This is a genomic window from Nocardioides aquiterrae, from assembly GCF_039526625.1.
Taxonomy (GTDB): domain Bacteria; phylum Actinomycetota; class Actinomycetes; order Propionibacteriales; family Nocardioidaceae; genus Nocardioides; species Nocardioides aquiterrae.
Window position 1 is genome coordinate 43,081 of sequence record NZ_BAAAJE010000022.1, and the last position, 20,247, is coordinate 63,327.

31 protein-coding genes and 1 pseudogene are annotated in these 20,247 nt (G+C 71.9%); 8 read left to right on the plus strand and 24 right to left on the minus strand.

The window, feature by feature from the left end:
- Nucleotides 1–113: 113 nt before the first annotated feature.
- The 21 genes and pseudogenes from rplO to rpsJ form a co-directional block, all read right to left on the minus strand.
- Complete coding sequence (rplO, locus tag ABD086_RS18930) at nt 114–554, minus strand: 50S ribosomal protein L15 (RefSeq protein WP_343909171.1); 441 nt, start codon at nt 552–554, stop codon at nt 114–116.
- Between the two features lies 1 nt (nt 555).
- Entirely contained in the window at nt 556–738 is a 183-nt protein-coding gene (rpmD, locus tag ABD086_RS18935; RefSeq protein ID WP_343909172.1) for a 50S ribosomal protein L30, read from the minus strand.
- Nucleotides 738–1,355, minus strand: a complete 618-nt coding sequence (rpsE, locus tag ABD086_RS18940; RefSeq protein ID WP_343909173.1) for a 30S ribosomal protein S5 — start codon at nt 1,353–1,355, stop codon at nt 738–740. The genes rpmD and rpsE overlap by 1 nt, the downstream gene beginning before the upstream one ends.
- Nucleotides 1,356–1,392: 37 nt before the next feature.
- Complete coding sequence (gene rplR / locus ABD086_RS18945) at nt 1,393–1,776, minus strand: 50S ribosomal protein L18 (protein ID WP_343909174.1); 384 nt, start codon at nt 1,774–1,776, stop codon at nt 1,393–1,395.
- Between the two features lie 2 nt (nt 1,777–1,778).
- Complete coding sequence (rplF, locus tag ABD086_RS18950) at nt 1,779–2,318, minus strand: 50S ribosomal protein L6 (RefSeq protein ID WP_343909175.1); 540 nt, start codon at nt 2,316–2,318, stop codon at nt 1,779–1,781.
- A gap of 29 nt (nt 2,319–2,347) precedes the next feature.
- Nucleotides 2,348–2,755, minus strand: coding sequence for a 30S ribosomal protein S8 (gene rpsH, locus ABD086_RS18955; protein WP_154615515.1), 408 nt, complete (start codon nt 2,753–2,755; stop codon nt 2,348–2,350).
- A 70-nt stretch (nt 2,756–2,825) separates the two neighbouring features.
- Nucleotides 2,826–3,011 carry a type Z 30S ribosomal protein S14 gene (locus tag ABD086_RS18960; RefSeq protein ID WP_011757321.1) on the minus strand — a complete coding sequence of 62 codons (186 nt, stop codon included), beginning with the start codon at nt 3,009–3,011 and terminating at the stop codon, nt 2,826–2,828.
- A 1-nt stretch (nt 3,012) separates the two neighbouring features.
- On the minus strand, nt 3,013–3,591 hold the full coding sequence (gene rplE / locus ABD086_RS18965) for a 50S ribosomal protein L5 (protein WP_343909176.1): 579 nt from the start codon (nt 3,589–3,591) through the stop codon (nt 3,013–3,015).
- Nucleotides 3,591–3,956, minus strand: coding sequence for a 50S ribosomal protein L24 (gene rplX, locus ABD086_RS18970; RefSeq protein ID WP_343909177.1), 366 nt, complete (start codon nt 3,954–3,956; stop codon nt 3,591–3,593). Before rplX ends, rplE begins: the two co-directional genes overlap by 1 nt.
- A 2-nt stretch (nt 3,957–3,958) precedes the next feature.
- Nucleotides 3,959–4,327: a 50S ribosomal protein L14 gene (gene rplN / locus ABD086_RS18975; RefSeq protein WP_011757324.1), complete on the minus strand. Its 369-nt coding sequence runs from the start codon at nt 4,325–4,327 to the stop codon at nt 3,959–3,961.
- A 94-nt stretch (nt 4,328–4,421) separates the two neighbouring features.
- Entirely contained in the window at nt 4,422–4,703 is a 282-nt protein-coding gene (rpsQ, locus tag ABD086_RS18980; protein WP_343909178.1) for a 30S ribosomal protein S17, read from the minus strand.
- Nucleotides 4,700–4,942, minus strand: a complete 243-nt coding sequence (gene rpmC, locus ABD086_RS18985; protein WP_343909179.1) for a 50S ribosomal protein L29 — start codon at nt 4,940–4,942, stop codon at nt 4,700–4,702. The genes rpsQ and rpmC overlap by 4 nt, the downstream gene beginning before the upstream one ends.
- Entirely contained in the window at nt 4,942–5,361 is a 420-nt protein-coding gene (gene rplP / locus ABD086_RS18990) for a 50S ribosomal protein L16 (RefSeq protein ID WP_343909180.1), read from the minus strand. Before rplP ends, rpmC begins: the two co-directional genes overlap by 1 nt.
- A gap of 4 nt (nt 5,362–5,365) precedes the next feature.
- Nucleotides 5,366–6,205, minus strand: a complete 840-nt coding sequence (gene rpsC, locus ABD086_RS18995; RefSeq protein WP_343909181.1) for a 30S ribosomal protein S3 — start codon at nt 6,203–6,205, stop codon at nt 5,366–5,368.
- A complete protein-coding gene (gene rplV, locus ABD086_RS19000) occupies nt 6,205–6,630 on the minus strand; it encodes a 50S ribosomal protein L22 (protein WP_343909182.1) in 426 nt (141 codons plus the stop codon). Before rplV ends, rpsC begins: the two co-directional genes overlap by 1 nt.
- A complete protein-coding gene (gene rpsS, locus ABD086_RS19005; protein WP_343909183.1) occupies nt 6,627–6,908 on the minus strand; it encodes a 30S ribosomal protein S19 in 282 nt (93 codons plus the stop codon). Before rpsS ends, rplV begins: the two co-directional genes overlap by 4 nt.
- Nucleotides 6,909–6,914: 6 nt before the next feature.
- A complete protein-coding gene (gene rplB, locus ABD086_RS19010; protein ID WP_343909184.1) occupies nt 6,915–7,751 on the minus strand; it encodes a 50S ribosomal protein L2 in 837 nt (278 codons plus the stop codon).
- A 28-nt stretch (nt 7,752–7,779) separates the two neighbouring features.
- On the minus strand, nt 7,780–8,085 hold the full coding sequence (rplW, locus tag ABD086_RS19015; protein ID WP_343909185.1) for a 50S ribosomal protein L23: 306 nt from the start codon (nt 8,083–8,085) through the stop codon (nt 7,780–7,782).
- A 2-nt stretch (nt 8,086–8,087) separates the two neighbouring features.
- Nucleotides 8,088–8,678: pseudogene (gene rplD, locus ABD086_RS19020) on the minus strand (50S ribosomal protein L4); the annotation flags it as partial.
- Nucleotides 8,679–8,773: 95 nt separating this feature from the next.
- On the minus strand, nt 8,774–9,448 hold the full coding sequence (rplC, locus tag ABD086_RS19025; RefSeq protein WP_343909187.1) for a 50S ribosomal protein L3: 675 nt from the start codon (nt 9,446–9,448) through the stop codon (nt 8,774–8,776).
- Between the two features lie 10 nt (nt 9,449–9,458).
- A complete protein-coding gene (gene rpsJ / locus ABD086_RS19030) occupies nt 9,459–9,767 on the minus strand; it encodes a 30S ribosomal protein S10 (RefSeq protein ID WP_008360994.1) in 309 nt (102 codons plus the stop codon).
- A gap of 576 nt (nt 9,768–10,343) precedes the next feature.
- On the opposite strand from rpsJ, the gene ABD086_RS19035 reads away from it, so the two are divergent.
- From ABD086_RS19035 to ABD086_RS19060, 6 genes are read left to right on the plus strand one after another with little or no spacing between them, the layout of a single operon-like run.
- Nucleotides 10,344–10,844 (plus strand): carboxymuconolactone decarboxylase family protein, encoded by a 501-nt coding sequence (locus ABD086_RS19035; protein WP_343909188.1) that lies wholly within the window; start codon nt 10,344–10,346, stop codon nt 10,842–10,844.
- A 9-nt stretch (nt 10,845–10,853) separates the two neighbouring features.
- Nucleotides 10,854–11,963, plus strand: coding sequence for a hypothetical protein (locus ABD086_RS19040; RefSeq protein WP_343909189.1), 1,110 nt, complete (start codon nt 10,854–10,856; stop codon nt 11,961–11,963).
- Nucleotides 11,960–12,574 (plus strand): DUF4129 domain-containing protein, encoded by a 615-nt coding sequence (locus ABD086_RS19045; protein ID WP_343909190.1) that lies wholly within the window; start codon nt 11,960–11,962, stop codon nt 12,572–12,574. The genes ABD086_RS19040 and ABD086_RS19045 overlap by 4 nt, the downstream gene beginning before the upstream one ends.
- Nucleotides 12,559–13,668, plus strand: coding sequence for a DUF4350 domain-containing protein (locus tag ABD086_RS19050; protein ID WP_343909191.1), 1,110 nt, complete (start codon nt 12,559–12,561; stop codon nt 13,666–13,668). Before ABD086_RS19045 ends, ABD086_RS19050 begins: the two co-directional genes overlap by 16 nt.
- Complete coding sequence (locus tag ABD086_RS19055) at nt 13,665–14,630, plus strand: AAA family ATPase (RefSeq protein ID WP_343909192.1); 966 nt, start codon at nt 13,665–13,667, stop codon at nt 14,628–14,630. Before ABD086_RS19050 ends, ABD086_RS19055 begins: the two co-directional genes overlap by 4 nt.
- Before the next feature lie 10 nt (nt 14,631–14,640).
- Nucleotides 14,641–15,933 carry a DUF58 domain-containing protein gene (locus tag ABD086_RS19060; protein ID WP_343909193.1) on the plus strand — a complete coding sequence of 431 codons (1,293 nt, stop codon included), beginning with the start codon at nt 14,641–14,643 and terminating at the stop codon, nt 15,931–15,933.
- Between the two features lie 106 nt (nt 15,934–16,039).
- On the opposite strand, the gene ABD086_RS19065 is transcribed toward ABD086_RS19060, so the two are convergent.
- Complete coding sequence (locus ABD086_RS19065) at nt 16,040–17,035, minus strand: stage II sporulation protein M (RefSeq protein ID WP_343909194.1); 996 nt, start codon at nt 17,033–17,035, stop codon at nt 16,040–16,042.
- A 22-nt stretch (nt 17,036–17,057) separates the two neighbouring features.
- Between ABD086_RS19065 and ABD086_RS19070 the strand changes: the two genes are divergently transcribed.
- On the plus strand, nt 17,058–17,801 hold the full coding sequence (locus ABD086_RS19070) for an alpha/beta fold hydrolase (RefSeq protein ID WP_343909195.1): 744 nt from the start codon (nt 17,058–17,060) through the stop codon (nt 17,799–17,801).
- Nucleotides 17,802–17,808: 7 nt separating this feature from the next.
- On the opposite strand, the gene ABD086_RS19075 is transcribed toward ABD086_RS19070, so the two are convergent.
- Together ABD086_RS19075 and ABD086_RS19080 are read right to left on the minus strand one after the other, a co-directional pair.
- Entirely contained in the window at nt 17,809–18,906 is a 1,098-nt protein-coding gene (locus ABD086_RS19075) for a WD40 repeat domain-containing protein (RefSeq protein ID WP_343909196.1), read from the minus strand.
- Nucleotides 18,903–19,406, minus strand: coding sequence for a SigE family RNA polymerase sigma factor (locus ABD086_RS19080; RefSeq protein ID WP_343909197.1), 504 nt, complete (start codon nt 19,404–19,406; stop codon nt 18,903–18,905). The genes ABD086_RS19075 and ABD086_RS19080 overlap by 4 nt, the downstream gene beginning before the upstream one ends.
- Nucleotides 19,407–19,547: 141 nt before the next feature.
- Here ABD086_RS19080 and ABD086_RS19085 point away from each other — a divergent pair.
- Nucleotides 19,548–20,247: RDD family protein (locus tag ABD086_RS19085; RefSeq protein WP_343909198.1), on the plus strand; the 700-nt coding region annotated here is incomplete at its 3' end.

The following is a 20,247-nucleotide window of genomic DNA, read 5'->3' on the forward strand; positions in this document are numbered from 1 at the left end:
CTCCTGTCGTGGGACAGGACCGCCGCGCCCGATGCGATTTCCACGAACCCGTTACCCGAGATTCCGGGGCTCCCGCGCAAGCGCGAGCGCAGCGAGCGGTTTCGTGGGGTGGTTCATACCGTGGTGACGGTGCCGCCGGCGGCCTCGATCTTCTCCTTGGCCGAGCCGGAGAACGCGTTCGCGCTCACCTGCACGGCCACGGACAGGTCGCCCTGGCCGAGGACCTTGACCGGGTGGCCGTCGCGGACGGCACCCTTGGCGACGAGGTCGTCGATCGACACGGCGCCGCCCTCGGGGAAGAGCTCGTTGATGCGGTCGAGGTTGACGACCTGGAACTCCACCTTGTTCGGGTTCTTGAAGCCCTTGAGCTTCGGCAGCCGCATGTGGAGCGGCATCTGGCCACCCTCGAAGGCGGACGGGACCTGGTAGCGAGCCTTGGTGCCCTTGGTACCACGGCCGGCCGTCTTGCCCTTCGAGCCCTCACCGCGACCCACGCGGGTCTTGGCGGTCTTGGCTCCAGGGGCCGGACGCAGGTTGTGCAGCTTGAGCGTCATGTCAGTCGACCTCCTCGACCGTCACCAGGTGACGGACGGTGTTGACCATGCCCCGGATCTCCGGGCGGTCCTCCTTGACGACCACGTCGCCGATCCGCTTGAGACCGAGCGTGCGCAGGGTCTCGCGCTGGTTCTTCTTGAGGCCGACGAGGCCCCGGTCCTGCCGGACCTTCAGCTGCGCCATCAGGAGGACACCTCCTCGGAGACGCCCGCGGGCACCTCGACGCGCGCCTTGAGCAGCGCGGCCGGGGTGACCTGCTCGACCGGCAGGCCACGACGGGCCGCGACGGCCTCGGGCTGCTCGAGCATCTTCAGGGCCTCGACGGTGGCGTGGACGATGTTGATCTGGTTCGACGAGCCGAGCGACTTGCTCAGCACGTCGTGGATGCCGGCGCACTCGAGCACCGCACGCACCGGGCCACCGGCGATGACGCCGGTACCGGGAGCGGCCGGACGCAGGAGGACGACGCCAGCCGCCTTCTCGCCCTGCACCGGGTGCGGGATCGTGCCCTGGATCCGGGGGACCTTGAAGAAGTGCTTCTTGGCCTCCTCGACGCCCTTGGCGATCGCGGCCGGCACCTCCTTGGCCTTGCCGTAGCCGACGCCGACGAGACCTTCGCCGTCGCCGACGACCACGAGGGCGGTGAAGCTGAAGCGACGACCACCCTTCACGACCTTGGCGACACGGTTGATCGCAACGACGCGCTCGATGTAGGCGGTCTTCTCAGCACCCTGGCCACGACGATCGTCGCGTCCGCCACGGCGCTCGCCACCGCGCTGTCCGCGCTGGGCTCCGCTCATGAGACTGTTCCTCTTCTCTCTCTTGCTGTCTTTGCGATCAGAAGCTCAGGCCACCGGCCCGGGCACCCTCGGCGAGGGCGGCCACGCGGCCGTGGTACTTGTTGCCGGCGCGGTCGAAGACGACGCCGTCGATCCCGGCCGACTTGGCCCGCTCGGCCACCAGCTCGCCGACCTTCTTGGCCTTCGCCGTCTTGTCGCCGTCGAAGCCGCGCAGGTCCGCCTCCATGGTGGACGCCGACGCGATGGTCTTGCCCACCAGGTCGTCGACGACCTGGACGGTGATGTGCTTCGACGAGCGGGTCACGACGAGGCGCGGACGCTCCGCCGTACCCGAGATCTTCTTGCGACCGCGGACCTGGCGGCGCAGGCGCGACTTGACGCGCGCCGCAGTGTGCTTGTTGTTCGAAAGCGAGATCGCCATGGTCACTTACCAGCCTTTCCGACCTTGCGGCGGATGTGCTCACCCGCGTAGCGAACGCCCTTGCCCTTGTACGGCTCGGGCTTGCGCAGCTTGCGGATGTTGGCGGCGACCTCACCGACGAGCTGCTTGTCGATGCCCTGGACACCGAGCCTCGTCGGGCCGTCCACCGTGAAGGTGATGCCCTCGGGGGCGTTGAACGTGATCGGGTGCGAGTACCCGAGCTGGAACTCCAGCTGGGTCGGACCCTTGGACAGGACGCGGTAACCGACGCCCACGATCTCGAGCTTCTTCTCGTAGCCCTCGGTGACGCCGACGACCATGTTGTTGACCAGGGTCCGGGTCAGGCCGTGGAGGGCCTTGCTCTCCCGCGCGTCGTCGGGGCGCTTGACGTCCAGGACGCCCTCACCCTTCTCGACGATGATCGGGGCCGCCACGGTGTGGGACAGGGTGCCCTTCGGGCCCTTGACCGTCACCTGCGGGCCGTCGATCGCGACGTCCACGCCAGACGGGACCGCGATCGGAAGCTTGCCAATGCGCGACATGCTCTTCTACTCCTTCGCAGTTCTCGTCGTCACCAGACGTAGGCGAGGACTTCCCCACCCACGCCCTTCTGGTTGGCCTGGCGGTCGGTCAGCAGGCCCTGGCTCGTCGAGATGATCGCGACGCCCAGGCCGCCGAGCACCTTCGGGAGACCCGTGTGCTTGGCGTAGACCCGGAGACCGGGCTTGCTGATCCGGCGGACGCCCGCGATGGAGCGCTCCCGGTTGCGGCCGTACTTCAGGGTGATGGTGAGGGTCTTGCCCACCTCGCCCTCGGCCGGCTCCTTCACCTCGAACGAGGTGATGTAGCCCTCCTGCTGGAGGATCTCCGCGACGCCCTGCTTCAGCTTGCTGTACGGCATGGACACCGCGTCGTGGTACGCCTGGTTGGCGTTGCGCAGACGAGTCAGCATGTCTGCGATCGGGTCAGTCATCGTCATGATGGGTTTCTTTCTCGTCGTGGTTTCGCCTCGCACTCCGGCGGGGCGACCTTCAACGTGGGTGAGGTGATTACCAGGAGGACTTGGTGACGCCGGGCAGCTCGCCCCGGTGCGCCATCTCCCGCAGGCAGATGCGGCACAGGCCGAACTTGCGGTAGACGGCCTTCGGCCGGCCGCAGCGCTGGCAGCGGGTGTAGCCGCGCACCGCGAACTTCGGCTTGCGAGCGGCCTTCACCTTGAGAGCGGTCTTCGCCATGTCAGTTCTCCTTGAACGGGAAGCCGAGCTGCTTCAGCAGCGCGCGACCCTGCTCGTCGTTGGTGGCGGTGGTGACGATCGTGATGTCCATGCCCCGCGAGCGGTCGATCCGGTCCTGGTCGATCTCGTGGAACATGACCTGCTCGGTGAGACCGAAGGTGTAGTTGCCCCGGCCGTCGAACTGGTTGGGGTTCAGGCCGCGGAAGTCGCGGATGCGCGGCAGCGCGAGCGACAGCAGGCGGTCCAGGAACTCCCACATCCGGTCACCGCGCAGCGTGGTGTGCGCGCCGATCGGCATGCCCTCGCGCAGCTTGAACTGCGCGATCGACTTGCGGGCCTTGGTCACCAGCGGCTTCTGGCCGGTGATCGCGGTGAGGTCCTTGACCGCACCCTCGATCAGCTTCGAGTCGCGAGCCGCCTCGCCGACGCCCATGTTGACCACGATCTTGGTCAGGCCGGGCACCTGCATGACGTTCTGGATGTCGAACTCCGACCGCAGCGCCGGGAGGATCTCCTCGCGGTACCGGGTCTTGAGACGCGGGGTGACCGCAGCGGAAGCGGTGGTCTGGGTCTCGGTCATCAGATTTCCTTGCCGGTCTTGCGGGAGATGCGCACGGAGCGCTCCGCCTCGTACGTCGAACCGTCGGGACGGCGCTTCGTGACCTTGTCGCGGCGGAAGCCGATCCGGGTCACGCCGTCGCCCTCGACCAGCATCACGTTGGACACGTGGATCGGGGCCTCGGCGGTGATGATGCCGCCCGTGGTGCCGGCGCGGCCGCCCTGGTTGACGACCTTGGTGTGCCGCTTGATGCGGTTGACACCCTCGACGATCACCCGCTGCTCCTCACGGAGCACCTGGATGACCTTGCCCTCGGCGCCCTTGTCCTTGCCGGCGATCACCTTGACGGTGTCGCCCTTCTTGATGTTCACGGACTTCTTCCCCATGGTCAGAGCACCTCCGGGGCCAGCGAGATGATCTTCATGAACTTCTTCTCGCGCAGCTCGCGACCCACGGGGCCGAAGATGCGGGTGCCTCGCGGCTCGCCGTCGTTCTTGAGGATCACGGCGGCGTTCTCGTCGAAGCGGATGTACGAACCGTCCGGACGGCGGCGCTCCTTGACGGTGCGCACGACCACGGCCTTGACGACGTCACCCTTCTTCACGTTGCCACCGGGGATCGCATCCTTGACGGTGGCGACGATGACGTCGCCGATACCGGCGTAGCGCCGACCCGAGCCACCGAGAACACGGATGCAGAGGATCTCCTTCGCACCGGTGTTGTCGGCGACCTTGAGTCGCGACTCCTGCTGAATCATTGATTTCTCCTGGTTGTCGTGCCGGTTCTCGTCGCTGCTTCGCAGCTGGCGAGCCTGGCCGAACTCTCTACGGAATTACGGGCTTCGCCCGGGGTCACTTCGCCTTTTCGAGGATCTGGACGACGCGCCAGCGCTTGGTCGCCGACAGCGGCCGGGTCTCCATGAGGAGGACGCGGTCGCCGATGCCGCACTCGTTCTGCTCGTCGTGCGCCTTCAGCTTGCTGGTGCGGCGCATGACCTTGCCGTACAGCGCGTGCTTCACGCGGTCCTCGACGGACACGACCACGGTCTTGTCCATCTTGTCGCTGACGACCAGGCCCTCGCGGACCTTGCGGGAGTTCCGCTCACCTGCATTCGCCTGAGCCTGCTCGCTCATGCGGCACCATCCTCGTTGCTGTCCTGACCCGGAGCGGTCCGGATGCCGAGCTCGCGCTCGCGCACCACGGTGTAGATCCGGGCGATGTCCTTCTTGACCGTGCGGAGCCGGCCGTGGCTCTCCAGCTGGCCGGTGGCCGCCTGGAAGCGGAGGTTGAAGAGCTCCTCCTTGGCCTCGCGCAGCTTGGCCTCCAGGTCGACGGCGTTCAGCTCGTCGAGCTCGTGCGCCTTGCTAGCCATCAGAATTCACCTGCCTCACGGGAGACGAAGCGGCACTTCATGGGGAGCTTGTGCATCGCGCGGCGCATGGCCTCGCGGGCGACGTCCTCCGAGACACCGGAGAGCTCGAACATGACCCGGCCGGGCTTCACGTTGGCGACCCACCACTCGGGCGAGCCCTTGCCGGAACCCATGCGGGTCTCAGCCGGCTTCTTGGTCAGCGGGCGGTCCGGGTAGATGTTGATCCAGACCTTGCCGCCACGCTTGATGTGACGGGTCATCGCGATACGAGCCGACTCGATCTGCCGGTTGGTCACGTAGTGACCCTCGATCGCCTGGATGCCGAACTCGCCGAAGGCGAGACGGGTGCCACCCTTGGCCGCACCGGTCCGCTTGGGGTGGTGCTGCTTGCGGTGCTTGACACGACGGGGCATCAGCATGTCGTCAGCCCTCCTGGGTCTCGGCCGGAGTGGTGGCCTGGGCGGTGTCGCCACCGGCCGGGGCCTCGGTCACGGCAGGGGCGTCGGCACCGCGGTCGGCACGCGTCGGGCGGTCGCCGCGCGAGCCACGGCTCGGGCGGTCGCCACCACGCTGCGGACGACCACCGCGACCGGGAACACCGGCGCGGGCGGCGGCCTGGGCCTGGCGCTCGGCACGGGTGCCGGCGACCTCGCCCTTGTAGATCCAGACCTTCACGCCGATCCGGCCGAAGGTCGTGCGGGCCTCGTAGAAGCCGTAGTCGATGTCGGCGCGCAGGGTGTGCAGCGGCACGCGACCCTCGCGGTAGAACTCGGTGCGCGACATCTCGGCGCCGTTGAGGCGGCCGGAGCACTGGATCCGGATGCCCTTGGCACCGGAGCGCATCGAGGTCTGCATCGCCTTGCGCATCGCGCGACGGAACTGCACGCGGCCGGAGAGCTGCTCGGCCACACCCTGGGCGACCAGCTGAGCGTCGACCTCGGGGTTCTTGACCTCGAGGATGTTCAGCTGGACCTGCTTGCCGGTGAGCTTCTCGAGCTCACCGCGGATGCGGTCGGCCTCGGCGCCGCGGCGGCCGATGACGATGCCCGGACGCGCGGTGTGGATGTCCACCCGCACGCGGTCCCGGGTCCGCTCGATCTCCACCTTGGCGATGCCGGCCCGCTCCATGCCCTTGGAGAGCAGCTTGCGGATGGCAACGTCCTCGCCGACGTACGACTTGTAGAGCTTGTCGGCGTACCAACGGCTCTTGTGGTCGGTCGAGATGCCGAGGCGGAAGCCGTTCGGGTTGATCTTCTGACCCATTACTTCTTTCCACCCTTCTTGGCCACGAGGACCTCGGCCGGCTGGACGGCGAGGGTGATGTGGCTGGTGCGCTTGTTGATGCGGGTCGCGCGGCCCTGGGCGCGGGGGCGCCAGCGCTTCATCGTCGGGCCCTCGTCCACCTGGGCGACGGAGACGATCAGGTCGCCGCGGTCGAGACCCTCGGTGGTCTCGGCGTTGGCGATCGCGCTCTCCAGCACCTTGTAGACGGTCTCCGAGGCGGCCTGCGGCGCGAACTGCAGCAGCGCCAGGGCCTCGTCGACGGGGAGGCCGCGGACCATGTCGACGACACGGCGGGCCTTCATCGGGGTGATCCGCGAGTAGCGAGCGGTCGCGAACGCGCCCGGCTGGTCGCCGAGCAGCGTCTCGCGGCGCGCGCTGACGCGCTGGCGGTCGGTGGTGCTCATCGACGGCGCCCCTTCCGGTCTTCCTTGACGTGCCCGCGGTAGGTGCGGGTGGGAGCGAACTCCCCGAGCTTGTGGCCGACCATCGCGTCGGTCACGAAGACCGGCACGTGCTTGCGGCCGTCGTGCACGGCGATCGTGTGACCGATCATGTCCGGCACGATCATCGACCGGCGCGACCAGGTCTTGATGACGTTGTGGGTGCCCTTCTCGTTCTCGGCGTCCACCTTCTTCTGGAGGTGGTCGTCGACGAAGGGGCCCTTCTTCAGGCTGCGAGGCATCTTTGGTTACTTCCTACCCTTGCCGGACTTGCGACGGCGGATGATCTGGGAGTCGGAGGCCTTGCGCTTGCGCGTGCGGCCCTCGGGCTTGCCCCAGGGAGAGACCGGGTGGCGACCACCGGAGGTCTTGCCCTCACCACCACCGTGCGGGTGGTCGACCGGGTTCATGACGACACCGCGGACGGTCGGGCGCTTGCCCTTCCACCGCATCCGGCCGGCCTTGCCCCAGTTGATGTTCGACTGCTCGGCGTTGCCGACCTCGCCGACCGTCGCGCGGCAGCGGACGTCGACGAAGCGCATCTCGCCGGACGGCATGCGCAGCGTGGCGCGGCTGCCCTCACGGGCGACCAGCTGGGCGCTGTTGCCGGCGGAGCGGGCGATCTTCGCGCCGCCGCCCGGCCGCAGCTCCACGCAGTGGATGGTCGTACCGACCGGGATGTTGCGCAGCGGCAGGTTGTTGCCGGGCTTGATGTCGGCGTTCGGACCCGACTCGACGCGGGTGCCCTGCGACAGGTCGCGCGGCGCGATGATGTAGCGCTTCTCGCCGTCGGCGTAGTGCAGCAGCGCGATGCGCGCGGTGCGGTTCGGGTCGTACTCGATGTGCGCGACCTTGGCCGGCACGCCGTCCTTGTCGTAGCGGCGGAAGTCGATGATGCGGTACGCGCGCTTGTGACCGCCACCCTGGTGCCGGGTGGTGATCCGGCCCTGGTTGTTGCGGCCGCCCTTCTTGGGCAGCGGGCGCGTCAGCGACTTCTCCGGAGTGGTCCGGGTGATCTCGACGAAGTCGGCGACCGACGAGCCGCGACGGCCCGGGGTAGTCGGCTTGTACTTGCGGATAGCCATGTCTCTTCAGTCCTCTAGTCCGCGCCGGTCAGGAGACCGGGCCTCCGAAGATGTCGATCCGGTCGCCCTCAGCCAGGCTGACGATGGCGCGCTTGGTGTCCTTGCGCTTGCCGATGCCGTTGCGGGTGCGACGGGTCTTGCCCGGGCGGTTGATCGTGTTGACCGACGTCACCTTGACGTTGAACACCTTCTCGACCGCGATCTTGATCTCGGTCTTGTTCGCGTCGGGGTGCACCAGGAAGGTGTACTTGTTCGCGTCGAGGAGGCCGTAGCTCTTCTCGGACACGACCGGCGCGAGCAGGATGTCGCGGTGGTCCTTGTGCAGGGTGCTCACTTCGCAGCCTCCTCAGTGGCCTGGGCGGTGCCGCCCACGAAGGCGTCGTACGCGCCCTTCGTGAAGACGACGTCGTCGGAGGCCAGCACGTCGTAGGTGTTCAGCTGGTCGACCGCCACGATGTGCACCTCGGGGGCGTTGCGCAGCGACAGCCAGGTGACGGTGTCGGTGCGCTCGAGGACCAGGAGGAAGTTGCCGCGGTCCGACACCGACGAGAGCGCCTGGAGGGCGGCCTTGGTCGACGGCGCGTCGGCGCTGATCAGCGACTCCACCACGTGGATGCGGTCGTTGCGCGCCCGGTCGGACAGGGCACCGCGGAGAGCGGCGGCCTTCATCTTCTTGGGGGTGCGCTGGTCGTACTTGCGCGGCTGCGGGCCGTGGACGGTGCCACCGCCGGCGAACTGCGGGGCGCGGGTCGATCCCTGGCGGGCGCGACCGGTGCCCTTCTGCTTGTAGGGCTTGCGGCCACCGCCGCGGACCTCGCCGCGGGTCTTGGTGGCGTGGGTGCCCTGGCGCGCGGCGGCCTGCTGGGCCACGACGACCTGGTGGATCAGCGGGACGTTGACCTCGACGTCGAAGATCTCCGCGGGCAGGTCGACCTTGGCCGTCTTCGGCGCGGTGGTCTTCTTCGCGGTGGTCTTCTTCGCGGCGGTCTTCTTCGCGGCAGGCTTCTCTTCGGTAGCCATGCTCAGGCCTCCTTGCCAGAAGTGAGAGAGCTCTTGGCGGCCGAGCGGAGGACCACGAGACCACCCTTGGGGCCGGGGACGGCGCCCTTGAGGAGGATCAGGCCCTTCTCGGTGTCGACGGCGTGCACGGTGACGTTCTGGGTGGTGACGGTGTCGGTACCCATCCGGCCGGCCATGCGGACGCCCTTGAACACGCGACCCGGGGTGGCGCAGGCGCCGATCGAACCCGGCTTGCGGTGGTTGCGGTGGGCACCGTGCGAGGCGGACACACCGGCGAAGCCGTGGCGCTTCATCGTGCCGGCGAAGCCCTTGCCCTTGCTGGTGCCGGTCACGTCGATCTCCTCGCCCGCGGCGAAGGTGTCGACTGCGAGCTCCTGGCCGACGGTGAACTCCGGCGCGAGAGCGGTGCGGATCTCGACCACGTGGCGGCGCGGGGTGACCCCGGCCTTGCCGAAGTGGCCCGCCTTGGGCTTGGTGACCTTGCGGCCGTCGATCTCGCCGAAGCCGACCTGGATCGCGTTGTAGCCGTCGGTCTCGGGAGTCCGGACCTGGGTCACGACGTTGGTGTTCGCGGCGATGACGGTGACGGGGACGATCCGGTTGTTCTCGTCCCACACCTGGGTCATGCCGAGCTTCTCGCCCAGCAGGCCCTTCACGTTGCGTTCGAAAGTGCTCATGTCCAGAACCTCAGAGCTTGATCTCGATGTCGACGCCGGCAGGCAGGTCGAGGCGCATCAGCGAGTCGACGGTCTTCGGCGTGGGGTCGATGATGTCGATCAGGCGCTTGTGCGTGCGCATCTCGAAGTGCTCGCGGGAGTCCTTGTACTTGTGGGGCGAGCGGATGACGCAGTACACGTTCTTCTCGGTCGGCAGCGGCACCGGGCCGGCGACCTTGGCACCCGTACGGGTGACCGTGTCCACGATCTTGCGCGCCGAGGTGTCGATCACCTCGTGGTCATAGGCCTTGAGCCTGATGCGGATCTTCTGTCCCGCCATAGGTCTCTCTCGTCCTCACTCGTTCAGTACCGCGTGCTGTTGGTCCGGGACGTCCTCCGGTTTGAGTCGGTCCCCGTCACTCCCCACCGCTCCCAGTCCGACCCCCGCGGTCGGGCGTGTCGTGCTCTGGGCACATACACGAGCCGCTGGGGATCTCGTTGGTGTTGGTGGCTCCCGGCTCGGTGGTTCACACCGCCGCCGGGCGAATCGGGTCTCCAGGTTCGGTGCGGCCGCACGCCGGACCACTGAGCCATGCTGACGGGAAACCCATCAGGAGACGCGATTCAGTAGTCAAGATGTGTCCGCACCCCGGCAACCCGCCGAAGCAACCGGACCATCTTGGCAGACATCCCCGCCCACACCAAATTCACCGGCCGGGCACTCCGAGCCTGCGAGGAGTGCCCGCTCAGCCGGGGAGGCTGAGGAGGCTCGGCGCGGGCCCGAGCGCAGCGAGGGAACGCGCGAGCCGTCTCGAAACCCACCGGCCGCTCGCACCCCGACTCCCGGAGCCGAGCCCGCGAGGAGGGAGCGTCTCGGGCTCTAGAACGCGTTCCAGAAACCGGGCTATCGTGCCGCATGATCATCGACCTGCCCGAGGGCGTGGACCCCATCCTGCACGTCTGGGGCGAGATGGTCCCGCACATCGGCGTGGCGGCGTCGCGGTTCTCGACGAGCGTCTACCAGCACACCACGCTCGGACTGCGGGAGTTCGAGGCGGCCCGGCTGCGGATCGCCCAGCTGAACGGCTGCCTGTTCTGCCTGGACTGGCGGACCGAGCGCGACGGCGTCCGCGTCGAGGACACCTTCCCGCAGGCGGTCGAGCAGTGGCGGACCACCCGCGACCTCGACGAGCGGGCGCGGCTGGCCGCCGAGTACGCCGAGCGGTACGCGCTCGACCACCGCGGCCTCGACGACGGCTTCTGGACCCGGATGAAGGCGCAGTACACCGACCGCGAGATCGTCGAGCTGTCGATGTGCCTGGGCTCGTGGCTGGCCTTCGGCCGCCTCAACCACGTGCTCGGCCTGGACGCCGAGTGCGTGCTGCCGACCGGTTTCGCGGCCCGCTCGTCAGGCTAGGTTGTCCCCGTGTCGGGGGATGAGAGCTACCCGCCGCCGGGCAGCCCGCCGCCCGGCGGACCGCCGCCGCCCGGGTGGGCTCCGCCCCCGGCGTCGCCGCAGCCGGGGTGGGCCGCGCCGCCGACGGGCGGGCCCGGCGTACCGCCCGGGACGCCGCCCGGGACGCCGCCCGGGATGCTGGGGGCCGCCCACAAGCTGGGCGCGATCCCGCTGCGGCCGCTCGCCCTCGGCGACATGTACGACGCGGCGTTCCGCATCATCCGGTTCAACCCGAAGGCGACGGTGGGCTCGAGCGTCCTGGTCGCCGCGGTGTCGATGGCGCTGCCGGTGCTGCTGACCGCGATCCTCACCTTCACCGTCGACATGACGGCCGACGGCTCCGGCGACCTGTCGACCGGTGAGGCGATCGCGATCTTCGGCACGACCGGGTCGGTGCTGGTCGGCTCGCTGCTCCAGATGGTCGGCCTGCTGCTGGTCACGGGCATGGTCGCCCACGTGGTCGCCGCCGCGGCGATCGGCCGCCGGCTCAGCCTGGGCGAGGCGTGGGCGGCCACCCGCGGCTCGCGGTGGCGGCTGATCGGGCTGACGCTGCTGCTCGGGCTGATGCTCGTCGGCATGCTCGCGGTCTACGGGCTGCTCTGGGTCGGGCTGGTCCTGGTGGCGCCGACGTGGGTGCTCGTGGTCTTCGGGATCGTGAGCGTGCCGGCGTTCCTTGCCCTCCTGGTCTGGTGGTGGGTCCGGGTCTACTACCTGCCGGTGCCGGCGCTGATGATCGAGCGCACCGGTGTCACCGCCGCGATCGGCCGCGGCTTCCGCCTCACCCGCCGGCAGTTCTGGCGGACCCTGGGTATCGGCCTCCTGACCGCGATCATCGCGGGCATCGCGGGCGGGCTGCTGGCGCTGCCGTTCTCCGTGGGTGCGCAGGTCGTGCCGCTCGCGATGCCCGACAGCCAGTACGTCGCGCTCGTGACCGTCGTGCTGACCGCGCTCGCGACCGTCGTGCAGACCGCGTTCGTCACGCCGTTCAGCGCGGCGGTCACCTCCCTGCAGTACCTCGACCAGCGGATGCGCAAAGAGGCGTACGACGTCGAGCTGATGGCCCGGGCCGGCATCACGTGACCGTCGCGCCGCCCCTCGACCCCTCCCCCGACGAGGCCCGGCACCTCCTCGAGCGCGAGCTCATCCACCCCGAGTACCACCGGCACAACGTGCTCGACCAGCTGCTGGACTGGATCGACCGGTTCGTGACCGGCGCCGTCGACGCGGCCTCGAGCGCACCTCCGCTGTCGGCGTTCCTCGCGATGATGGCGTTCCTCCTCCTCGCGGTCGCGCTGGCCTGGCTGCTGTCCCGGGCCCGGCGCACGGCGCGCGCCGAGCGCGCCCGGGCGGTCGTCTCCGCGGACGAGCTCCTCACCGCCGCCGAGCTGCGCCGCCGGGCCGAGCGAGCCCTCGCCGAGGGGCGCCACGCCGAGGCCGTGGTGGAGGGGTTCCGCGCGCTCGCCGTGCGCCAGGTCGAGCGCGGCTGGTTGGAGGACCTGCCCGGCGCGACCGCCCACGAGGTCGCCGCCGCGGTCGGCACCGCGCACCCCGGCGAGCGCGGCCGGGTGGACCGCACGGCGCTGCTCTTCGACGCGGTCCGGTACGGCGACCGCCCGGCCACCCGCGACCAGGCGGTCGAGGTGCTGGCCCTCGACGACGCGCTCTCGGGGCGCCAGTGGTCACCGTCGTGACCTGGCTGCGCCGGCACCGGGCGATGCTCGTGGTGCTCGCCGGCCTGGTGGTCGCGGTCGCGGTCGTGGCGGTCAGCACCGGCCGCACCGGCACCGGCGCCCGGCTCGACCCGGACAACCCCGACCCGGCGGGCGCGCAGGCGGTCGCTCGGGTGCTCGCGGACCAGGGCGTGGACGTCACGGTCGTCCGGGACGCCGACACCCTGGACGCGACGACGGTCGGGGCGGGGACGACCGTCGTCGTCACCTCGACCGAGCTGCTGGGGCGCAGCACCATGAAGCGGCTGCGGTCCCACACCACCGCCGCGACGCTGGTCCTCGTCGAGCCGGGGCCGGGCACGACCAGGGCGCTCGGCGTCCCCGCGCCGCCCGACGCCGTGACGATGGCCGAGGCGCGACCGGCCGGCTGCGCGGACCCGGCGTACGACGGGCTGGAGGTGCTGGTGGACCGCGGCCTGGAGTACCCCGTCGCCGGCAGCTGCTTCGGCGGCCTGCTCGCGGAGCCGCGCGCCGGCGTCGTGCTGCTGGGCGCCGGCGATGCGCTCTCCAACGACCAGGTGCTGCGCGCCGACGACGCGGCGGTCGCGCTGCGGCTCCTCGGCCAGCACCCGCGGCTGGTCTGGTACGTCCCCACCCTCGACGACCTGGTCGCCGGCGACGGCGTCAGCCTGGCCACGCTGCTGCCGAAGTGGCTGCGCCCGGCGCTCTGGCTGGGCCTGGTCGCCGTGCTCGCGCTGCTGCTCTGGCGGTCCCGCCGACTCGGGCCGCTGGCCACGGAGCCGCTGCCGGTGGTCGTGAAGGCGATCGAGACGACCCGCAGCCGGGGCCGGCTCTACCGGAGGGCCGGCGACCGGGCGCACGCCGCCGCGACCCTCCGCGCCGCCGCCCGGGAGCGCGCGGCGGCTCGGCTGCGCCTCGGGACCGACCCGGATCCGGCCACCCTGGTCCGCGAGCTCGCCCGGCACACGGGCCGGCCGGCCGCCGAGATCGACCGGGCCCTGGGGCCGGACGCCGCGCCCCCGGCCACCGACCACGACCTGATCACCCTGGCCAGCGAGCTGGCCGAGCTCGACAGAGAGGTACGCCGACCATGACCGAGATCTCCGACGGTGACGCGCGCGAGCGGCTGTCCGCCGTACGCGCCGAGGTCGCCAAGGCCGTCGTCGGCCAGGACGCCGCCGTCTCCGGCCTGCTGGTCGCCCTGCTCTGCGGCGGGCACGTGCTGATGGAGGGCGTGCCGGGCGTCGCGAAGACGCTGCTGGTGCGGAGCCTCGCCGGCGCCCTGTCGGTGGAGACCCGGCGGGTGCAGTTCACCCCGGACCTGATGCCCGGCGACATCACCGGCTCGATGGTGATCGACGGCAGCCGGGGCGAGCTGACGTTCCGCGAGGGCCCGCTCTTCACCAACCTGCTGCTCGCCGACGAGATCAACCGGACGCCACCGAAGACCCAGTCCGCGCTGCTGGAGGCGATGGAGGAGGCGCAGGTGTCGGTGGACGGCGTCTCGCGGCCGCTCCCCCGCCCGTTCCTCGTCGCGGCCACCCAGAACCCGGTCGAGTACGAGGGCACCTACCCGCTGCCCGAGGCCCAGCTGGACCGGTTCCTCCTCAAGGTCGTGCTGCCGATCCCCGACCGGCAGGCGGAGCTGGAGATCCTGGACCGGCACGCCGCCGGCTTCGACCCGCGCGACGTCGCGGCCGCGGGCGTGACCGCCGTCGCCGGCGCGGACGACATCCTCGCCGGGCGGCGGGCGGCCGGCCGGGTCCAGGTCTCGCCCGAGGTGACCGGCTACATCGTCGACATCGCCCGCGCGACCCGGGAGTCGCCGTCCCTCAGCCTCGGGGTCAGCCCGCGCGGCGCGACGGCGCTGCTGCGGTCGGCCCGGGCCTGGGCCTGGCTGACCGGCCGGGACTTCGTGACGCCTGACGACGTCAAGGCGCTCGCCCACGCCACGCTGGTGCACCGGCTCGGGCTGCGGCCCGAGGCGGAGCTCGAGGGCGTCGACGTCGCCCAGGTCCTCGCGTCCGCGCTGGGCTCGGTCCCCGTCCCGAGGTGACGGCGGTCCGATGACGATCACCGGCCGGGTCCCGCTGCTGCTCCTCCTCGGGGTGGTCGCCGTCGTGCTGCGCCCGACGCAGGGGACGGTCTGGTTGTGGGTGCTGGCCGTGGCGCTCCTCATCGGCGCCGACCTCCTGCTCGCGCCGTCGCCGGCCGGGCTGTCGATCTCGCGGCCGCCCGTGGGAACGGTCCGGCTCGGGCACCCCACCGAGACCCGGCTGCTGGTCGTCAACGGCTCCCGCCGGCGGGTCCGCGGGGTGCTGCGCGACGCCTGGCAGCCGACGGCGGGCGCGTCGGGCAACCGGCACCCGCTCGCGCTCTCCCCCGGCGACCGGGTGGTGCTGCGGACGCCGCTGCTGCCGACCCGGCGAGGTGACCTCCGCGCGCTCGGGGTGACCGTCCGCGTGCGGGGGCCGCTCGGGCTGGCCGCGCGGCAGCGCACCCGCGAGGTCCCGGGGGTGGTCCGCTCGCTCCCGCCGTTCGAGTCCCGCAAGCACCTGCCCAGCCGGCTGGCCCGGCTGCGGGAGCTGGACGGGCGGGCGGCCGTCCGCGTGCGCGGGCAGGGCACGGAGTTCGACAGCCTGCGCGAGTACGTGCGCGGCGACGACGTCCGCTCGATCGACTGGCGGGCCAGCGCCCGGAACCGGAACGTCGTCGTGCGCACCTGGCAGCCCGAGCGGGACCGCCGGGTGGTGCTGGTCCTGGACACCTCGCGGACGTCGGCGGGCCGGGTGGGCGACGTGCCGCGGCTCGACTCGGCGATGGACGCCGCGCTGCTGCTCGCCGCGCTCGCCGCCCGGGCCGGTGACCGGATCGACTTCGTCGCCGGCGACCGGCGGGTGCGCAGCCGGCTCCGGTCGGCCGGCGCACGCGACGTCGCCGCGCACCTGCAGGAGGCGATGGCCGACCTCGACCCGGTGATCGCCGAGGCCGACTGGGACCAGCTCGCCGGCGCGGTCACCGCGCTGGGTCGCCAGCGCGCGCTCGTCGTACTCCTCACCCCGCTGGAGCCGGCGGCCGTGGAGGAGGGGCTGCTGCCGGTGCTGCCCGCGCTGACCCGGCACCACCGGGTGGTGCTCGCGTCGGTGCGCGACCCGGCGCTCGAGGAGCTCGCCGCCCGGCACGCCACCCTCGACGAGGTGTACGACGCCGCCGCGGCCGAGCAGGCCATCGGCCGGCGGCGCTGGACGGCGGGGATGCTGCGCGCGCTCGGCGTGGACGTCGTCGACGCCGACGCCGACCGGCTGCCGCCCGCGCTCGCCGACCACTACCTGGCGCTGAAGGCGCGGGGGTTGCTGTGAGTGTCCGGCGGGGCGCGGGGTTCGGCTGTCAGCAGCCGGAACCCGCAGGACACGCCGGGCCGCCTCGGCGTGTCGCGCGGGGTTCGGCTGCCAGCAGCCGAACCCCTCACGCCTGCGTCGCCACCCGGTCCTCCAGCAGCGCCTCGTCGAGGTCGCCGGTCTGGCCGCGCAGGAACGCCTGCCGGCCGAGCACGAACACGTAGGCGAGGAACACCGTCTCGGCGAGCGCCCCGATGGCGATCCGCGCCCAGGTCGGCAGCGGCGACGGCGTCACGAACGCCTCGATGCAGCCGCTGACGAACAGCACGGCCACCAGGCCGAGGGCGACGGTGCCGGCGGTCCGGCCCTCCCGCGCGAGCGACTGGGTGCGGGTCAGGGCACCGGGCTCCACCCACGACCAGAACAGCCGCAGGCCCACGCCGCCGGCCACGAAGACCGCGGTCAGCTCGAGCATGCCGTGCGGGAGGATCAGCCCCCAGAAGTGGCCCGCGTGCCCGTGCCGGGTCATGATCGAGCCGATGATCGCGAGGTTCACGAGGTTGCTGAACAGCAGGTAGACCACCGGCAGCCCGAGCACCCCGAGCGCGAGGCAGAGCGCGGTCACCCAGGCGTTGTTGACCCAGACCTGGGCGGCGAAGTGGCTGGCGGCGTACTCGCTGTAGTAGTTCTCGAAGTCGTGGTCGACCAGCTGGTCCACCTCGCGAGGGGACAGCAGGCTCTGCTCGACGTTCGGGTGGTGCAGCAGCCACAGCATCATCACCGCGGTCACCGCGGCGCTGCCCGCCAGCGTGCCGAGCCACCACCAGCGCAGTCGGTACAGCGCGGCCGGGAAACGCTCCGCGAAGAAGGTCCGAACGCCGCGCCAGGTGCTCGTCCGCGTGCCCGCGGCGCGGTTGCGAGCACGGGACAGCAGCGAGGACAGGTGCGCGACCAGGGAGGGGTCCGGCGCGGACGTCCGCACGACCGAGAGGTGCGTCGCGACCTGCTGGTACCGCTCCACCAGCTCGTCGGCCTCGGCGCCCGACAGCCGCCGCTTCCGGGTCAGCGCCTCGAGGCGCTGCCACTCGGACGCGTGCGCCGCCACGTACGCGTCCAGGTCCATGTGCGGAGCCTAGGCTCCGGGCATGGACGGGGTCATCACGCTGCCGGACGGCCGGGCCGCGCAGTACTGGGACACCGGCCTCGACGGCCCGGCCGTGCTGTTCTTCCACGGCTGCCCGGACACCCGGCACGCCGCGATGACCGGGGCCCCGGCGGCCGCCGCGCTCGGGGTGCGCCTGGTGTCGGTGAACCGGCCCGGCTACGGGCGGTCCGACCGGCACGACTCCTCCCACTCCTCGGTCGCCGACGACGCCGTCGCGGTGGCCGACGCCCTCGGCATCGACGGCTTCGCGGCGCTCGGCATGTCCGTCGGTACGGCGTACGCGCTGGCGTGCGCGGCGCGCCATCCGGACCGGGTGCGCGCCGTCGCCCTGGTCGCCGGGCCGGCGGACCCGCGGCACGAGCCGGGCACCGTCGCCGAGGTGGTCGAGCGGTTCCGGCCGGAGTTCGAGGACTGGGTCGCCCGGCTCGACCCGGCGGACCCGGACGACGAGGCGCTGGCGCGCCGGTTCCTCGCCGGCCTGCCACCGGCGGACGCCGCGCTGCTCGGCACCCTGCGCACCCCTGCCCAGGTCGCGGCCTCGGTCCGCGAGGCGCTCGTCGACCACGACGGCTACCTCCGCGACGCCGCCCTCACCTTCCGGCCGTGGGACGCCACGCCCGGCGACGTCCGCTGCCCGGTGCACACCTGGCCGGACGACCGGGACCGGCACCTGAGCACGCTGCTCGGCAACTGGCGTCCCATCCTCGCCTCGCTCCTCGACTGACCGCCCCTCACTCGGACAGGCGGAACGTCCCGTCCGGCACCGGGAGCGCCCCGCAGGTGCCGTCGTCCGTCGAGCAGGACCAGAGGCCGGACGATCCGCCCCGGGTCTGGACGAGCAGCGTGCCCTCGTCGGCGAACCGGACCTGCTCGGGCACACCGTCGAGCCCGCGCAGGGACCGCGTGCCCCGGCCGTCCCACAGGTCGACCGTCGCGGAGTCGTCCGGCGCGATCTCGATGGTGGCGGCCGTCGCCCCGTCCGGGGCGAGTGCCCCCCAGCCTCCGGGCAGCACCGCGATCCGTCGCGCGGTGCCCGACCCGACGTCGTAGACGCTCGACTCACCGGACGGTCCTGCGACGAGCACCCGCCCGCCGGCGAGCTGGGCCCCCCAGCTGCCGCCGACCCCTGGCGTGGGCACCGCCACCTCGCCGGTGGCGGCGTGGAGGACGAGACCGGCGTTCTCGGCGACGAGGACGCCGTCCGCGCTGACCGCCGCGACGTAGCCGCTGCGGGGCACGTCGACCCTGAGGTCCACCTGCCCGGCCTTCAGGTCGTAGACCGTCACGGTGTCCTGGAGGTCCATCCACGCGAGGTACCGGCCGTCGCCGGACAACGCGGCGCTCTGGACCGGCCCCGGTACGGGGCTGTCCTCCCGGGGGTACGACGTGTCCCGGCCGGAACCCTCGTCGTCGCGCACCCGGCCCAGCACCACCACGCGGCTCTCGGCGTCCACGGCGTACACCCGCTCGGACGTGTAGCCGACCACGCCCTCGGCGTGGAGGCCGAGCACGTGCACCCGGCCGGACGGGTCCAGGGCCGTCAGGCGTCCGTCGCGGACGAACCAGACCGTCTCGGAGACCGTGCCGACCTCCGTCGCCGGGCTCGCGACCGGCACCTCCCGGCCGGCGCCGGTGTCGACGAGCCGGGCGGCGCCGACCGCGGCCGCGGCAACCACGACGGCCGCCGCACCGGCGGCGAGCACCCGGCCGCCGCGCTGACGACGGCGCTCGGCGCGGATCCGGGCGCGGAACGCGACCTCGTCGACCGGCGGAACGTCGACAGCGTCGCGGACCTCGGTGAGGGCGGACCGGATCTCGGTGGTCGTCATGACATCTCCTGGGCGAGCTCGAGGGTGGGGAGCACGGCGCGCAGGCGCCTGAGGGCGTGGTGGGTCTGGCTCTTGACCGAGCCGACGGAGCAGCCGAGCTCGCGCGCGGTCGCCTCCTCGGTGAGGTCCTCGACGTACCGGAGCACCAGCGTCGCCCGCATCCGTGGCGGGAGCTTCCTGATCTCCGCCCACAGGGCGAGGTGGTCGGCGCGCACGCCGATCCCCCCGTCGTGCGCCTGCTCGGGCACCTCGTCGGTGACGACCTCGCGCCCGCGACGACGCCACTGTCGCGACATCTGGTTGACCATCGCCTGCCGCACGTAGGAGTCGGCGGCCCGCTTGTCGCGGATGCCGTCCCACCGCACGCAGGTCCGCGCCAGCGCACCCTGGAGGAGGTCCTCGGCCTCGTGGCGGTCCCCGGTGAGGAGGTACGCCGTCCGGTAGAGCGGCCCCCAGCGAGCCGCCATGAACTCGCCGAACCCGAGCTCGATCCCTGCCATCTGCCGTGTCCTCCTGGTCGTGGGCCGTCGGGAGGAGAAGACCCGCCCGACCCACGGAAGGTTGAGCCGACCAACCTAGCGATCCGGGGCACCGGCCGAGCCCGCCCGGGCCGGCCCGGGCCGGCTCCTACACTGAGTGCGATGGCGGCCCACGAGTTCGCGACGCTGACGACCGACGACCTCGTCACCGGCGAGGCGGTCGCCCTCGACCTGCCGCCGGCCAGCCTGGGCTCGCGGATCGGCTCCGGGCTGATCGACGTCGCCGTGACGTTCGCGCTCCTCGTCGTGCTGGTGATGGGGCTGGCGATCGCCGCCGCCCACACCGACGAGGCGCTGCTCCAGGTCGCGATGCTCGCCGCGGTCATCGTCGCGTTCCTCGCCTTCCCGACCGCGCTGGAGACGCTGACCGGGGGGCGCTCGCTCGGGAAGATGGCGTTCGGGCTGCGGGCGGTCCGCGACGACGCCGGCCCGATCTCCTTCCACCACGCCTTCGTGCGGGCGCTGGTCGGCGTGGTCGAGATCTACGTCTTCTTCGGCAGCCCGGCGTTCTTCTCCGCCCTGCTCAGCCCGCGCGGCAAGCGCCTCGGCGACTACGCCGCCGGCACGTACGTCGTCCGCGAGCGGGTCCGGCTGCGCCTCGCCGCGCCCCCGCCGATGCCGCCCCAGCTCGCCTCGTGGGCCCGGCACGCGGACCTGGCCGCGCTGCCGACGGGGCTCGCCCTCGCCGTCCGCCAGTTCCTCGGCCGGTACCCGTCCCTCGACCCGGCGTCGCGGGTGGCGGTCGGCGCCCGGCTCGGGGTCGCCGTGCGCGAGCACGTCGCACCGCCCCCGCCGCCGCAGC